Source organism: Shewanella kaireitica (assembly GCF_023284045.1).
GTDB classification, from domain to species: Bacteria; Pseudomonadota; Gammaproteobacteria; order Enterobacterales; family Shewanellaceae; genus Shewanella; species Shewanella kaireitica.
This window is the reverse complement of sequence record NZ_JAKIKQ010000017.1, coordinates 20,232-36,701: the sequence shown is the minus strand read 5'-3', so window position 1 is coordinate 36,701 and position 16,470 is coordinate 20,232. Positions and strand designations below refer to the sequence as shown.

Here is a 16,470-nt window from a genome sequence, read left to right as displayed (position 1 = left end):
TTTTTCATGAGCGATTAGCTAATCGTTAAGGGCGCTCGAAGATTGTTGCGATACCTTGGCCTAAACCAATACACATGGTTGCTAGACCATATTTAGCATCTTTAGCTTCCATGAGGTTAATCAGGGTCGTCGAGATACGAGTACCTGAACAACCTAGTGGGTGGCCCAGTGCAATCGCGCCACCATTGAGGTTAATCTTTTCGTCAACCACATCCATTAAGCCTAAGTCTTTAACACAAGGTAGAGACTGAGCGGCAAACGCTTCATTGAGTTCAATAACATCTAAGTCATCAACTGTTAGGCCTGCACGTTTAAGGGCTTTTTTAGTTGCTGGTACTGGACCGTAACCCATAATCGCTGCATCACAACCGGCAATCGCCATTGAGCGAATGCGAGCTCGAATCGGTAAGCCAAGCTCTTTTGCCTTTTCCTCTTCCATCACTAGCATTGCTGACGCACCATCAGACAGCGCTGAAGAGGTTCCAGCTGTTACTGTACCGTTAGCTGGGTCAAAAGCAGGGCGTAGGCCTGATAGTGATTCCATTGAGGTTTCTGGGCGAATAACTTCGTCATGCTCGACTTTGATTAGTGCACCATCTGCGTCATGACCTTCAATTGCCACGATTTCGTTAGCAAAGCGGCCTTCAACTGTCGCTGCATGAGCGCGTTGATGTGAACGCACGGCAAAAGCATCTTGTTGTTCACGAGTAATACCGTGCATTTTACCTAGCATCTCTGCAGTAAGCCCCATCATACCTGATGCCTTGGCTACATTGTTAGCAAGACCTGGGTGAAAATCTACACCATGGTTCATTGGAACGTGTCCCATATGCTCAACACCACCAACGATAAAGGTATCGCCTTGGCCTGTCATAATTGCGCGGGCTGCTTGATGTAGTGCATCCATAGATGAACCACATAAGCGGTTAACGGTTACTGCGCCAACTTGCTTAGGTATACCGGCAAGTAATGCGGCATTACGGGCAATATTGAAGCCCTGCTCAAGGGTCTGCTGTACACAACCCCACATCACATCTTCAATAGTGTTTGGGTCAAGCTTTGGGTTACGCTCTAGAAGCGATTTCATCAACTCGGCAGAAAGAGTTTCTGCGCGTACATTTCTAAATACACCAGCCTTAGAACGGCCCATTGGAGTACGAATGCAATCTACGATAACGGCGTTTTTCATTGTTCTAGTCCTTGCTGCTTAAGCCTGCTGGTAGTAGCTGCCATTGTTGGCGGCGAGTTCACGCATAGCGTCGGTGACTTGGTATAGACCACCTAAGTGTGCATATTTGTCGGCAAGCGCCACAAAGTTAGCCACACCCATAGTATCTAGGTAACGGAATACACCGCCTCTAAATGGTGGGAAACCAAGGCCGTAAACTAAGCCCATGTCTGCTTCAGCAGGTGAAGCGATAATTCCTTCTTCAAGACAGCGCACTGTCTCGATGATCATTGGGATCATCGTGCGAGCGATAATTTCATCTGACTCAAATGCTTTTTGTTCACTAAACTCAGCTTGTAGAAGCTCATAGCTTGTTGGGTCGAGATCTTTCTTTGGCTTACCACGACGATCAACTGAGTATTGATAGAAGCCTTTGTTGTTCTTCTGCCCGAAACGCTCTGCCTCAAACATCACATCTATGGCATCTTTACCTGTTTTCCCCATACGCTCAGGGAAGCCTTCGGCCATAACGGCTTGAGCATGGTGACCAGTATCAAGACCGACAACATCAAGTAGATAAGCTGGACCCATTGGCCAGCCAAATTGTTTCTCCATCACTTTATCAATGGCTGCAAAGTCTGCACCATCTGCAAGCAAGCCACTAAAACCTGCAAAGTAAGGGAAAAGAACACGGTTTACGAAGAAGCCTGGGCAATCATTAACTACGATAGGTGTTTTACCCATCTTGCTGGCATAAGCAACAACAGACGCTACCGTTTCATCTGAGCTATGCTCGCCGCGAATAACTTCGACTAATGGCATTTTGTGCACAGGGTTAAAGAAATGCATACCACAGAAGCGTTCTGGTTTTTTAAGGCTCTTAGCGAGTAGGTTGATTGAAATTGTTGAGGTGTTTGAGGTGATGATTGCATCTTCACTAACATGCTCTTCAACTTCGGCTAGCACCATAGACTTAACTTTTGGGTGCTCTACGACCGCTTCAACCACGACATCAGCGGCTTTCACTGGTGCGTAATCGAGTGCTGGGGTTATGTTATTTAGTACTGCTGCCATTTTCGCTGGGTTAGAGCGGCCACGCTTAACTTGTGCCGCTAGCAGTTTAGATGCTTCGCCCAAACCTAAGTCGAGTGCTGGCTGCGCAATATCTTTCATTACAATTGGGGTGCCTTTACTCGCGCTTTGGTAAGCGATGCCACCACCCATAATCCCTGCACCTAATACTGCTGCAGAATTTACTTTCTTAGCCAGTTTTCCAGCTTTTTTAGCCTTACCTTTGACTAGCTGATCATTTAGGAAAATACCAATCAATGCTTGAGCTACTTCGGTTTTAGCCAGCTTTAAGAATGCTTGATGTTCAACTTTTAACGCGCCTGCGCGGTCAAGTTGTGCTGCTTGCTCAATAACACTAATTACTGCCATTGGCGCAGGGTAATGCTTACCGGCAACTTTAAATACCATGCCTTTTGCGGTTGCAAATGACATCATAGCTTCTAGCTTAGGAAGTGTTAGTGGTGCCAGCTTTTTAGCGCGGCGGGTCTGCCAATCTAGCTTCTCTGCGATAGCATCTTTAAGCATTTTTAGTGCTGCACTTTGCAACTGCTCTGGTGCTACAACAGCATCGATAGCGCCAACCTGTAATGCGGCTTCTGGACGCTGGTCTTTACCTGAGGTAATCCACTCCAGCGCGTTATCTGTGCCCACTACGCGTGGCAGGCGAACTGTGCCACCAAAGCCTGGGATAATACCTAGCTTGGTTTCAGGTAAACCGATGCGAGCAGTTGTATCTGCAACTCGAAGATCTGTCGCTAGAATAGTTTCACATCCTGCACCAAGGGCAAAGCCGTTGATTGCTGAAATAGTTGGGAAGGGCAGATCTTCCAATTTGTTGAAAACGACGTTTGCCTCTTCCAACCAAGACATAAGTACTGAATCTTCTTCAGCAAATAGGCCTAAAAATTCGGTGATATCAGCACCAACAATAAATGCTGGTTTAGCTGAGGTCAGCATTAGACCTTTAATGCTGCTGTTTTGTTTGATGCTGTCGAGTGCAGCATTTAAAGAGTCGATGGTTTCTCTATCGAACTTGTTGACCGAACCTTGTGCGTTAAAACACAAATGAGCGATGTTGTCCTCAAGTAACTCAACCTCAATTGTAGGGCTTTGGTAGATCATTGCTTGCTTCCTTATAGCGTAAGTTAAATATTCACTCTTTTTAGAATCAATATAACTCTCTTTGTTTCCGGCAGCTTCGGCCATCATTTGACCAGTTGTTGCTCAGTGTGCGACTAATCACAAAAAATTACAACACCCAATTTAAACACTTGTTCGATTTTTGTTTGTGTATTTATTTTAGTTGTTATTAAACAGTGGTTTAATCTTTTGTTGGTGATAAGGGGTTACAATTTACTGCTGTAAATACATAGTGCTTAAATCTTGCTTTGTTGTTTGAAGAGCTGAATTGTTCAGCTTAAAAACTGACAGTGAAGTTTTCTAACTTGCAAAGCGCGCTTGTTGAGGTAGTTTGAGTATAGTGGGCTTTTAGGCGCACAGTTATTTACTGAATATGAGGGGACTTTGAAGCCACTGGTTTGGATCCAACACGGAGTGTTAATCACCTACGGGGCTGCACTTGATACCGCATTGCATCGTCATCATGCTATACAATTAGTGTGGACAAGAGGAGCATCCTCTTGTCAGTGGTTGGGTGGCAGTATAACGGGCAACCTGATCATCGACTCACAAGTTGAGCATAAGCTGCAACTTGATGAAGGTTGGATATTGTTAATTGAGCCTCAATGCGAACTTGGGCTCAGATTACGACAGATGATTGCAGGCAAAGAGGTGGTTCAATTTAATCATTTACTCGCTCCATATATCAACGAGCAGCCTAAAAGTAATCCAAATACACAACTAACCCCTTTGTATAGCGCGCTAAACCTCTGTTTAAGTGTTGATCCTCAATCAACATCAACACTTGATCGTCGAATTCAGACTCTATTGACTAAACTCGATAGGTGCTTACAAGGCGGCTGTCAGAAACCTGCCCGTTGGCGCGCTAGTGATATTGCCAATGAGTTAGCTATGTCAGAGAGTCGCTTTAGGCACTTGTTTCGCAATGAGATGGGCATTGCTTGGCGGCCTTATCTTCGGTGGCGCCGTTTATCCTGTGCTATCACCGCAATGATGTCAGGTTATAGCGCAACGGAGTCTGCACATTTAACTGGGTTTGCCGATAGCGCTCATTTAAGCCGGACTTTTAGAGCTATGTTCGGCATATCCATCCAACAAGCTAGAACTCTATTTTCGTCCAAATAACTTCAAAATATCTATTGTTCATCATTAGTTTTGGTCATCAACACCTTTAAAAGTTAGCCAGTTTGTTCAAGTTTCAAGTTTTCTCCAGCCATATACTTCACAGCAATAGTTTTACAATTGTTTATGTCGTTATTTCAGATTTTATTGACCTAAAACGGCTTCAACAACTGTAGGTGTTGGAGTCATTCCTCCCTTGTTTGCCTGCAACACCATTTTTATTGAGTAACGGCAAAAAACTCTTACATATAAAACGCGAAAACCTTAGCAAATCCTTGATATGAATTTGCTAGATTTTTCGTATTAAGTATCTACTAAATAAGGCGATTGCAACTAAATGGAATTATATAAAACACTCGAGCAGGCAGGGCTTGATCCTGTAAAGGTAGCGCTATCTTCAGTTGGGCAGCTGTATGCAATGAGTGAAGATAATTTGTTGTCGTTCAAGCATTCACTGGTCGTAGAGTCATTTAAATTTCATTACCAGCATAACGAGTTTTTTCGCCATGCTTGCGACTCTCGAGGCGTCTTACCATCGCAGATTTTAACTGCCGATGACTTAATCAAAATTCCTTTAATCCCTATTCACCTGTTTAAGGCTAATGATAACCATAAGCTGCTATCAAAAGGCTTAAACACCATTGAGTTGGAGATGCGTAGCACGGGAACATCTGGGATCCCTAGTGTATCGCGTCGTTGCAGCGATACGGTGGATAATGCAATTTTAGGTATCTACGCCATGTACCGTGAGTTTTTAAAACTGTCGAAAGGGGCGGGTTTATATTTATGCCCATCGACAGAAGAGATCCCAGAGATGGGGATGATTAAAGCACTTAATTTGCTTGCGGGCTTGTTAGATACCCATAAATTTATGGTAAAGAATGAAACCTTCGCCCCTGAAGATGCTCTTGAGCAGTTAAAAGGTTGGGGCGGAACATTTGACCGCCATATCATTGGGCCTCCATTCCTGATCAATCGCTTTATCCGTTACTTAAAGGCGACTAACACCCGACTCAAATTAGATAAAAATACCTTTGTTATTACTTTAGGAGGCTGGAAACGCTTTAGCGGCGATATGCTATCAAGGGCTGAATTTAACCAAGAGTGTATTGAGTATCTTGGTGTAAGAGAAGAGCAGATCCGCGATGTCTATGCGCTTGTTGAGTCCAATGTCATTGCTATTGATGATGAAAATGGCGTGAAGCATGTATCACCTTTTGTTCACTTTTCTGTGCGTGATCCTAAGAACTTAGAGCGTGAAGTTGAGCTGGGTGAAATTGGTCAGCTAGCTATTTTAGATCCGCTATCGAGATCAACTCCTGGATTTATTTTAACGGAAGATCTTATTCGATTATTACCTAAAAAAGATGGGGCTGGCGGCAGTGGGCAGCGGATGCAATATGTAATGCGATTGCCAGAATCTAAAGAGTTTGGATGTTGTGCGGTAAACCTTGATAAACGTTTAGACGACCTCGAATTGGAGCAACAAACAGCTTGCCCAATAGTGTCTTAACTGCCTGTATAAACCTAGAGAGATTGAGATATGTATAACGATATTATCATTGATAATTTTAGCAACCCTAAGTTTGTTGGTGATTTAGAGTCGGCAGATTACAAGTTTGAAATTGGTAACCCAGTATGCGGTGATCGTATACATATGCAGGTTAGTTTTGATGGGGATTACATTCGTGAGAGCCGCTTTAGGGCGTGGGGATGCGCGACGTCTGTTGCGACAGCAAATATTTTTTGTGGTTCTATTATAGGCAAATCTGTAAATGAGATTTCGGCGCGGAAAAACTCCGAGATTTCAGATATGTTAGGTGAATTAGAGCCCTCGCAGCAGCATTGCATCAATATTCTTAGTGAGTTACATCGAGAGCTAAGTCTTGCTGTGTCGCTGGAAGAGGGCTAGTCAGTGAACTTACAGCACCTTAAGGGCTATTTCGATTATAACGCCACAACGCCGATTTCTGAGGGGGTGGCGTTATCAATGCAGCCTGCAATTAATCTATTTGCTAACCCATCGAGCCCTAACCGCTACTCAGTAAATAGTCATGCAGCGATCTCTCAAGCTAGAGATAATATTGCTGATTTATTAAGTACCGACGCGAGAAAGATCTTTTTTACTTCTGGTGGTTCAGAGGCAAATAATTGGGCGATTAAAGGGGTGCTGTTTAAACACCTAAACAACCCTGGGCATATTATTACCTCTTCAATGGAACATCCTTCGGTGCTTGATACTGTGCGCTATTGCGTTGAGGAGCTTGGCTTTCGTGCTACTTATCTGCAGCCTGATGCAGCTGGGCATATCAAGATAAGCGATTTTGAGTCTGCGCTAACCATAGATACACAACTCGTTAGTGTCATGTACGCCAACAATGAAACTGGTGCCATTCAGCCAATAGAGCAGCTTTGTAGTATTGCTGCAGAGTATAAGATCCCGGTACATGTAGATGCGGTGCAGTTTGTTGGTAAGCGCTTGATTGATGTAGAGCTGCTTGGTGTTGATTTCCTGTCGTTATCTGCGCACAAGTTTTATGGCCCAAAGGGAGTCGGTTGCCTCTATATTAAAGATAAAGATGCAATCGGGCCTTTGATCCATGGCGGTGGACAAGAATTTTCGATGCGTTCAGGTACAGAGAACCTTGTTGCTATGTCGGGGATTTCGGTTGCAGCAGAAGAAGCAAATCGAGAATTAGTATATTGGGACAGTCACTGCTTTAGGCTTAAAAAACAGATGATGGATCTGCTTGAAGCTGCCCCTATAGCTCTCGCCTTCAATGGCGCGACAGATTACGACTCTGCACTGTCTAATACATTAAATATATCTATCGACGGTATACGTGGAGAGGCTCTGGCTTTGAGGTTAGAGATATTGCATGGCTTTATTATTTCTGTGGGATCAGCGTGCAGTAATAACAAAACTAAGCAGTTATCCCATGTTTTGATGGCGATGGGACTGACAGAAGAGAGGGTGTTAGGGGCTATTAGGGTAAGCTTTGGCTGCTTCACTGACGCACAGCAAGTGAGTAAATTTGTCGACGCCTTGGTCACTGAGGTGCAACAGTTGCTACATATTAGTGGCGGTGAAGCGTTATGAGGCAGTGCCAACTGTTGATGAGTGTCATTCGTGAACATGCGCAGCGAGAGCCTGAAACAATTGCTTGTTCCTTTCAGCCAAGAGGTCCTGAAACGGCCATTCACCTGACTTACCAAGAGCTAGTGGATAGGGTTGAGTCGAGAGCGAAGTTGCTTGTACTACTCGGCTATCGACAGAAATATATCGCACTACTATTTCCTACTGGGCTTGAATTCATTGTTGATTTTTTGGCTTGCTTACGCGCTGGAGTTATCGCGGTTCCTCTTAATGTAACCCGCAATGCCAAACAGTTTGAGCGGACTCTGACGATTTTAGCTGATACCAAAGTACAGGCGATCCTTACTACTGCGGATACTCAAAAAACGCTATCTAAACAGTTGAGTGAGGTCAATGGTGGTCATGAATCAGATTTTATTTGGATTGATGAGCATTATCGCACGCTAGAGGATATTGATATCCCCGCTGTCACTCCAGAGCTGGTGGCTTTTATTCAGTATACCTCTGGCTCTACGAGCAGTCCTAAAGGGGTAATGGTGACCCAAGCTAATGTATTGCATAACATGCAGGTGATGCAGGCATCTTGTCAGCACCCTAAAGGCGCTGTTGTCGGAGGTTGGCTGCCGCAATTCCATGATATGGGCTTAGTTGGACATATGCTGTTACCGCTTTACTTAGCTGGCAGGTATGTGTTTATGCCACCAATGAGTTTCATTCAGCGACCAAGTCGATGGCTAAAGCTCATATCGCAATATCGAATTTTTTGCTCTGCAGCGCCGAATTTTGGTTATGAGCACTGCGTCAATTTAATCCGTGAGTCAGAAGATCTGTCTGATCTAGATTTAAGTTGCTGGAAAATTGCTTTGAATGGTTCAGAACCCGTTAGTGCTGCCACCATGCAGCAGTTTTCACATCGATTTTACCATCTCGGTTTTGATCATAATGCTTTTTTTCCAAGTTATGGCATGGCAGAAACAACACTGTTTGTCTCTGGTGGTCCTCAAGGTACTGGAGTGCAATCGCTCTCGCTAGATAAAGCATCATTTGAGTTAGGTAAAGTTGAGGTTAAGCCTGATGGGGTGAAAGTGGTGTGTTGTGGCGCGATTAATAAAGACTTTACCGTCCGTGTTGTTAACCCTCAGACATTTGAAATCTGTCGTTCTAATGAGACGGGGGAAATTTGGATTGCAGGAGAGTCTGTAGCGCAAGGCTATTTAAATCAAACTGCAAAAACCGTAACGGACTTCCAGGCTAAACTTGCTAATGGCGATACGACGCCTTACATGCGTACGGGCGATATGGGCTTCATGCTAGATGGTCAGTTATATATTACTGGGCGTATCAAAGAACTACTTATAGTGCGAGGACGTAATCTTTATCCCTATGATATTGAGCGCACATGCCGTTCATATCGCTATGCGGCTAAAGGAAACGGGGCTGCGGTATTTACTTTTACCCGAGATTCTAAAACAAAGCTCGCCGCCGTTGTTGAAGTGAGTCGGCAGGCATTATCAGATAAGCCGCCGCGTCAATTGATCAATGATCTTAAAGCTTTAGTGACGGAGGAGCATGAAATTGCTCTAGACCGCATTTTAGTTGTCCCACCTGGAACTATCCCAAAAACTACCAGCGGCAAAGTGAAGCGAACCGCTTGTTGTGCACTTTTGTAAGCTCAGAATTTGTTAAAGGAAATAACAGTGAAATTTTGTAGACAGACCCTAACCGAAGATATAACCCAATACCTCTGCGAAGCCATCGAAGAGTTTAGTACTGAACAGCATTTAGACACTTCGTTCTCTCGTTTGGGACTGGACTCTACTGGGCATGTGCAGTTATCGGCCATTATTGAAGATCATACTCAAACTGAAATTGAGCCAACTATCGCATTTGACTATCCGACGATTAATTCCTTATTGCAATTTTTGGAAGGTAAATATCAACAAGTAAAAGAGATTGCTTAGTATGTCGCTTATTGATGTTGTGGTTATTGGTGCCGGCCAGAACGGATTGTATATGGCTAAAAGGTTAAAGGAACTGGGGGTTAACTACCTTGTTTTGGAGCGCAACGCTGTTGGTCAAGTGTGGGACAATCGCCTTGAAGGAATGAAATTATTTACCTCACGTCAATTCTGTCAGTTGCCTGGCTTAGCTTTTCCTGGAGATAAATGGGGCTTCCCTTCGATTATCGAAATGGCCGATTACTTACGTCGTTACGCTGCAACATTTGAGCTTAATATTCGATCACAAACCAGCGTTGTTTCAATGAAAAAAGTGGACGAAGTTTTTCATATAAGAACCGGTGATGGATTGTTGTTATCTACTAAAGCCGTGATCAATGCGACTGGAGCCAATCAATCCCCCTTTATTCCGAAACTTGCTGACGGGCTATCAAACAGCGTAATCCAGTATTCTTCGAGCTTAAAATCATTAGCTGAAATTAAGAGTAACACCAAAGTTTTAGTGGTTGGTGATGGTGCTACTGGGCGGCAAATTGCTGGTGGGCTTGCGAGTCGCTGCAAGGTCACTTTATCTCAAGGCCGTAAGCGTACCTTCCCACCTAATAAAATACTTGGTAGGGATATTTTTTGGTGGTTAAAGATACTGGGCGTTCTATTTGCGAGTCGCAGCAGTAAGGTTGCTCGTATTATCCAAAAGCGTAATCCAGTGCCTTGTGGTGAATTTAATAATGCGGGTTTGCGTATTTTAGGCGTAGCACTTAAAGGGCGCTTGATTCGAGCCACTGATCGCCGAGTGTACTTTAACGATGGTCGGTTAGATGGCGTTGATGTCGTTATCTGGACAGTGGGTTATCGAGATAAAACTGACTGGCTAACGATTCCAGGTTGTGTTGACGGGCAAGGCTTTGTGCAAGAGCAAGGCTGTACTCCTGAACCAGGACTATTTGTTATAGGTCGTAAATGGTTAAGTTGCCGCGCATCTGAGTTGATTCTTGGGGTAGAAAAAGACGTCAACTCAGTTGTGAATTTAGTTGAAGCTTTTATTAAGCAAAGGAACTCACTATGAGTACGGATACTCTGTGGCGGAGAATGTTGACCTCGAAATTTGCTTCAGGGCTGTTACTTATTTGTTTATTGCTGACAGGGGGTTGTATTGTTGGCCTTAAGGATATGGGGCTTTCAAGCGACTACAAAATATTTTTTGATGATAATGATACCGACCTACAAACATTAGAGCAGATGGATGCCACCTATACGGCGACCGATAATGTTTTTATCATGATTAAGCCCAAGCAGGGGCAGATCTATAACGTTGAGACCTTGTCGCTGGTTTATCAACTAACCGACAGGCTGTGGCAGATCCCTTTTTCTTCACGAGTTGACTCGCTAACTAACTATCCCTTTAGCTGGGCTGAGGGTGATAATATTGAAATTGAAGAACTGCTATATGAAGAGGATCAGCTGGACTTAGCTCGAATTAACTTTATTAAGCGAGCAGCTGAAGGCGAAACAGACCTCATTGACAGCTTAGTGACAAGTGATGGGTTATATACAGCGATTAATGTGACCACTCTACTGCCAGGCGAAAACCACAAAGCAGAAATACTGGCGATTATGCAAGCGATAGAGGCGGATATCCAAGAGTTTGAACTGCGCTATCCTGAGCACTCTTTTTATGTCACAGGGTTGGTGACGATGAATGGCGCTTTTTTTAAAGCGGCTAAAGCAGATTTTACCACCCTAATTCCATTGATGATCGTATTTGTTCTTGTCGCCGCAGGTGTCATTCTCGGTTCGGCGCAGGCGGCATTGAGTATATTGGTGGTATTAGTGTTGTCGTTACTTGGGGCGTTAGGTCTTGCAGGATGGCTAGGGATTAATCTTTCTGCACCTTCTGTATCGGCACCAATCATTATGTTTACCGTGATCGTGGCTTCGAGTATACATATTATCAGTTATGTTAAACGGCAGTTGATATTGGGCTACTCACAATTTGAGGCAGTGCTGAGTTCGTACCAACACAATGCTAAGCCGATTATTGTTAGCCATATAACGACCATCATTGGTTTTCTCGCGATGAACGCCAGTGACTCTCCACCGTTTCGAGATCTGGGCAATATTGTCGCTTTTGGGGTGATGTTCTCTCTTATATTGTCGTTTACCTTGTTGCCTCGACTGCTGCTATGGATCCGAATTTCCACGAAGCAAACGATAGTCACGAATATTTTTGAACGTATGAATGGCTTAGCTAGTATCGTCATATGCTATCGAAATCTTATACTTTTTACCTTTTTGCCAGTCAGTGTTGTGTTTGCTTCATTGAGTTTTCTCAATGAAACCGATGATGATTTGATTAAATATTTTAATAAAAGTGTGCCCTTTAGAGCACAAGCAGAGGAGATCGATCAACATTTTTCTGGGTTATATAACATAGGCTATTCGCTGTCGAGCAATCAAGAGAATGGTATTTTTTCACCAACGTACTTAGGTTTTGTCGACAAGTTTGACACTTGGTTATTGACTCAACAAGAGGTGGTGACTACTGACAGTCCTTTGCACCGTATTAAACAGCTTAACCAGCTGATGCACGGTGATCAAAGCCTGTTTTATCAAATTCCCAAAACTGCAAAAATAGCCGCACAGCACTTTTTGCTTTATGAGATGTCTCTGCCTTTTGGTAAAGATGTAGGCAACCAAGTGAGTTTTGATAAATCTTCATTCAAACTCACCGCTCGACTAAAGAATATGACATCGGTTGAGATGTTAGCATTTGAGGTGAGGGTGACTAAATGGTTACAGCAAAATAGTGTGCAAGGGATAACATTTGAGTACTCCAGCCCTTCGCTTATCTTCTCTCATGTGGGGCAGAGCAATATCTTTAGCTTGCTACAGGGAGCATTCGTTGCCTTTTTGGTTATTTCTCTGGCGTTAACTGCTGTGTTTCGTTCTTTCTATATTGGCATATTGACCTTGATTCCGAACTTGATACCTGTCGGTGCAGCTTTTGGTTTTTGGTATTGCATACAAGGGCATATCTCTATGGGGTTGGCTGGAGTATCTGCGATGGCTATTGGGATCATCGTCGACGATACCGTGCACTTTCTTTACCAATATATTCAAGGGTTAAAGCGAGGCTTAACCCCAGAACAAAGTGTCATCACCACTTTTGAACACACCATGAGTGCAATTATTATTAGCTCTATTTTATTAGTTGTGGGCTTTATGTTGCTATCGAGCTCATCTTTCGAAAAGAATGCCCTGATGGGGTTACTCACCAGCGGCACCATAGTATTAGCGCTTCTGTTTGACCTTATTGTATTACCCGCCATCGTTTTAAAATTTATGCGCCGTTTGCCGCAATATGCTGGGCAACCACATCTGACACTTGATCAAGCTAAGTGAGAACCAAATGAGAGTATGTAATATCGTGATAACTGGCTTTATCTGTAGCTACAGCTTAAGTTTTTCGGCTAACACTGTTGCTAATAGCGATAGCGAGCAGCAAGGTTACGCTATTGCCAGTGCTGTTGAACTCCGAGATGAAGGCTTTACTGATAGCCGAGCGATGCTAACCATGGAGCTACAAAGTAAAACTGGAGCTAAAACGAGCAGAAAGCTAGATATCAGCGTATTGGAAAATGTAGTAGAAGGTGATAAATCACTTATTAAGTTTACTTTTCCGGCTGATATAAATGGCACCGCTCTACTGACTCACCCCGATAAAAGCAAATCAGACGAGCAGTGGTTGTATCTTCCTGAAGTACGGCGAGTTAAGCGCATTGGTTCTCGAAATAAAGCGGGTGCTTTTGTTGGCAGTGAGTTTTCCTTTGAGGACATGACCAACAAAGAGCTAGATGATTACAGTTATAACTATCTTTATAGTTTGCCCTGCAATGAAATCCAAACTCAAGCCAATGAATTTGCCGATAAGCAGTGTGATGTGATTGAGCGTTTTCCGGTTGATAAACATTCTGGTTATAGCAAACAACAGTTATGGATCGAAAATACCGATCAGAAAATCATTCAAATAGAGTACTTCGATAGAAAGAAATCACTGCTTAAGGTGTTTACAGCGTCTGGTTTTAAGTTATATCAAGATAAGTACTGGCGACCTAGTTTAGTCGAGATGAAAAATGTGCAGACAGGTAAAGTAACCCGATTAAGTTACCAAAGCATAGTGTTTGCGTCGGGCTTGTCTGAGCAAGACTTTCATCGCAGCAGCTTAGGGGACTAGCCCTTGCTAATGAGGTTGTTGCCAAGATTTATATTGGGCTCGCTACTTGCGATTGGTAGCGCTAATGTCGTGGCGCAGTCATTACTAGATAGCTTGAACGTCGATATTGCTGCGACATCACGTTATTACTTTGAGTCGACCCAAACCCCAGAAATTAGTATTGATGACTTAGCTTATGGTGCTCGCGGTGAGCTGCAGGCATCTCACCGTTTTGGCGTGGTTAAGCTTGACGCTAAGCTTTTTGCTAATTGGGATAGTGCCGATGACCATCGTCGTTATACCGATATCCGCCAAGCAAAGCTCTCTGGTCGTTGGGGCAATTTTAGTGCTGCAGCTGGGGTAGATACTTTTTTTTGGGGAGTATCTGAATCAATAAATCTTGTGAATGTGATTAATCAATCAGACATAAGAGAAAGTCTAGACAACAAAGTGAAGCAGGGACAGGGCTTTGCCTCATTGAGCTATCGATTAGATGCTGGAGAGGTCGGGCTTTATTTTTTGCCTGCTTTTAGCGCTCGAGAGTTTCCGCTTCGTCCTGCTTATGGTTTACCTATTTCTGATTTTGATCGTTATGAAGATAATGAGAAAAACGGAGGTATTGCCGCTAGAGGCCTGTTTTACATCGATGAATTCGAGTTTGCCCTTGGTTATTTTAGTGGTACTCGACGAGATCCACTCTTGCTGCGATATCCTCAAGCGAGTGAACTGACACCTTTCTATATTCAAACTGAAAACCTACTTTTTGACGCGGTCTATCTCTCCGACTCGCTAACTTATAAGTGGGAGCTTAAAACTGGCCGTGAACTCGGTAGTGGTTTCGTCGCCAGCAATATTGGGCTTGAATATCCTGTCTATGCTCTTGAGGAGATATTGCAAGATTTGGTGGTTATTGCTGAATATGTGTTTGATGATCGTGGGGATAGCGCTGAGTCTCATGGGGATAATGATCTTTTTCTAGGTACTAAATTTGAGTTTGCTGAGAACGCTGCTCAGATAAGGTTGCTCTATAGTTATGATATGGATAATGCTAGCCAATACGCAGAGGTGAGCTATCAATATCGACTAAGTGATTATCTGCGTATTAAAGCCAAGGTTATGGGGGTGTTGTCAGCCACTGAAGAAGCACAACGTTTATATGCTTTGAAAAATGAGGAGTTTGCTAAGTTTAGTATTCATTACGCTTTTTAAATTAAGCTTTCTGCGGGAATTTCTTTACAGAAATGCAGGCTCTTCACGCCGTGAGAAATCTAGAGTTTTACCTACCTTATGATAGACTGAGCCAACGTTGATATTTAGCTATAAAATAATAAGGTAAACCACCATGGAACAGCTAGCGCATCTTTATCACGAACACATTAGCGAGTTAAACCGCCGCGTCGCTGATATCACTTCTCGTGAAAATCTGTCTGGTCTAGTGATCCACTCAGGCCAACCCCATAGACAGTTTTTAGATGACATGGATTATCCATTCAAGGTTAACCCTCACTTTAAAGCTTGGTTACCGGTGATCGATAACCCTAACTCTTGGTTAGTTGTTAATGGCCATGATAAACCGACGCTTATTTTCTATCGTCCCGTTGATTTTTGGCATAAAGTGGCTGATGAACCAACAGATTTTTGGGCCGAATATGTCGATATCAAATACCTAACTAAAGCTGATAAAGTTGCGGAGTTTTTACCGACTGATATCGATGATTGGGCCTATATTGGTGAGCATTTAGATGTTGCTGATGTATTAGGTTTTAACAGACGCAACCCCGATTCAGTATTGAGTTACCTTAATTATCACCGAGCGGATAAAACCGCTTATGAACTCGCATGTATGCGCAAGTCGAATAGTATCGCGGTGACCGGTCATCAAGCGGCAAAAACGGCTTTTTATAATGGCGCCAGTGAATTCGAGATCCTTCAAGTTTACCTAAGTGCTATCTCACAGGGTGAAAACCAAGTGCCATATAGTAGTATTGTGGCGTTAAATGAAAATGCTGCGATATTGCACTACACCGCACTAGAACAAACACCGCCGCCACAAAGACTTTCATTTTTGATTGATGCTGGCGCCAATTTTCATGGTTACGCTTCCGATATTACTCGTAGCTACGCATTCGAAAAGAATATTTTTGATGATCTGATCACTGCTATGGATAGCATGCAGTTACAGATAATTGCGATGATGAAACCTGGCGTTAGTTACGTTGACCTGCACGTCGCGACACATCATAAATTAGCGCAAATATTGATTGACTTTGATATCGCAACAGGTGATGCCACGGGATTGGTAGAGCAGGGGATCACCAGTGCTTTCTTCCCCCATGGTCTTGGGCATATATTAGGGCTACAGGTGCATGACATGGGCGGCTTCCTTGCCGATGAAAAGGGGACTCATATTGCTTCTCCTGAGGCACATCCTTTCTTGCGTTGCACGCGCACATTAGCTGAAAATCAAGTGTTGACGATCGAACCGGGTGTTTACATTATCGATTCATTGTTGGCCGAGCTAAAGCAAGATAATCGTCAACAGCAAGTCAATTGGAATACCGTTGATACCTTGCGTCCATTTGGCGGTATTCGTATTGAAGACAATGTCATCGTGCACAGCGATAGAACTGAAAATATGACTCGTAACTTTGGCCTAAATCGCTAAAGAGGTGTCTATTTTAATGCGCTTCTTAAACATGAG

Annotated in this window: 13 protein-coding genes; 11 read left to right on the top strand and 2 right to left on the bottom strand. The window is 43.5% G+C overall.

Annotation, left to right across the window (positions count from 1 at the left end; all coding sequences use genetic code 11):
- Positions 1-25: 25 nt before the first annotated feature.
- On the bottom strand, positions 26-1,189 hold the full coding sequence (gene fadA / locus L2730_RS17650) for an acetyl-CoA C-acyltransferase FadA (RefSeq protein ID WP_248975803.1): 1,164 nt from the start codon (positions 1,187-1,189) through the stop codon (positions 26-28).
- Between the two features lie 18 nt (positions 1,190-1,207).
- The gene (gene fadB / locus L2730_RS17645; protein ID WP_248975802.1) at positions 1,208-3,361 is read right to left on the bottom strand and encodes a fatty acid oxidation complex subunit alpha FadB; all 2,154 of its coding nucleotides are present in this window, start codon (positions 3,359-3,361) and stop codon (positions 1,208-1,210) included.
- 402 nt (positions 3,362-3,763) lie between these two features.
- Between fadB and L2730_RS17640 the strand changes: the two genes are divergently transcribed.
- The 11 genes from L2730_RS17640 to pepQ all read left to right on the top strand — a co-directional run bounded on the left by L2730_RS17640 (position 3,764) and on the right by pepQ (position 16,434).
- On the top strand, positions 3,764-4,504 hold the full coding sequence (locus L2730_RS17640; RefSeq protein WP_248975801.1) for a helix-turn-helix transcriptional regulator: 741 nt from the start codon (positions 3,764-3,766) through the stop codon (positions 4,502-4,504).
- Between the two features lie 334 nt (positions 4,505-4,838).
- Positions 4,839-6,014 (top strand): LuxE/PaaK family acyltransferase, encoded by a 1,176-nt coding sequence (locus L2730_RS17635; protein WP_248975800.1) that lies wholly within the window; start codon positions 4,839-4,841, stop codon positions 6,012-6,014.
- A 30-nt stretch (positions 6,015-6,044) separates the two neighbouring features.
- Positions 6,045-6,413: an iron-sulfur cluster assembly scaffold protein gene (locus L2730_RS17630; RefSeq protein ID WP_248975799.1), complete on the top strand. Its 369-nt coding sequence runs from the start codon at positions 6,045-6,047 to the stop codon at positions 6,411-6,413.
- A 3-nt stretch (positions 6,414-6,416) separates the two neighbouring features.
- A complete protein-coding gene (locus L2730_RS17625; protein ID WP_248975798.1) occupies positions 6,417-7,601 on the top strand; it encodes a cysteine desulfurase family protein in 1,185 nt (394 codons plus the stop codon).
- Complete coding sequence (locus L2730_RS17620) at positions 7,598-9,268, top strand: fatty acyl-AMP ligase (protein WP_248975797.1); 1,671 nt, start codon at positions 7,598-7,600, stop codon at positions 9,266-9,268. Before L2730_RS17625 ends, L2730_RS17620 begins: the two co-directional genes overlap by 4 nt.
- A gap of 27 nt (positions 9,269-9,295) precedes the next feature.
- Entirely contained in the window at positions 9,296-9,559 is a 264-nt protein-coding gene (locus L2730_RS17615) for an acyl carrier protein (protein WP_248975796.1), read from the top strand.
- 1 nt (position 9,560) lies between these two features.
- Positions 9,561-10,622, top strand: a complete 1,062-nt coding sequence (locus L2730_RS17610; protein WP_248975795.1) for a flavin-containing monooxygenase — start codon at positions 9,561-9,563, stop codon at positions 10,620-10,622.
- Positions 10,619-12,958 carry an efflux RND transporter permease subunit gene (locus tag L2730_RS17605; RefSeq protein WP_248975794.1) on the top strand — a complete coding sequence of 780 codons (2,340 nt, stop codon included), beginning with the start codon at positions 10,619-10,621 and terminating at the stop codon, positions 12,956-12,958. The genes L2730_RS17610 and L2730_RS17605 overlap by 4 nt, the downstream gene beginning before the upstream one ends.
- A 7-nt stretch (positions 12,959-12,965) precedes the next feature.
- On the top strand, positions 12,966-13,790 hold the full coding sequence (locus L2730_RS17600) for an outer membrane lipoprotein-sorting protein (RefSeq protein WP_248975793.1): 825 nt from the start codon (positions 12,966-12,968) through the stop codon (positions 13,788-13,790).
- Between the two features lie 18 nt (positions 13,791-13,808).
- Complete coding sequence (locus L2730_RS17595) at positions 13,809-14,978, top strand: hypothetical protein (RefSeq protein ID WP_248975792.1); 1,170 nt, start codon at positions 13,809-13,811, stop codon at positions 14,976-14,978.
- Positions 14,979-15,111: 133 nt separating this feature from the next.
- A complete protein-coding gene (pepQ, locus tag L2730_RS17590) occupies positions 15,112-16,434 on the top strand; it encodes a Xaa-Pro dipeptidase (protein ID WP_248975791.1) in 1,323 nt (440 codons plus the stop codon).
- The last annotated feature ends 36 nt before the right edge of the window (positions 16,435-16,470 follow it).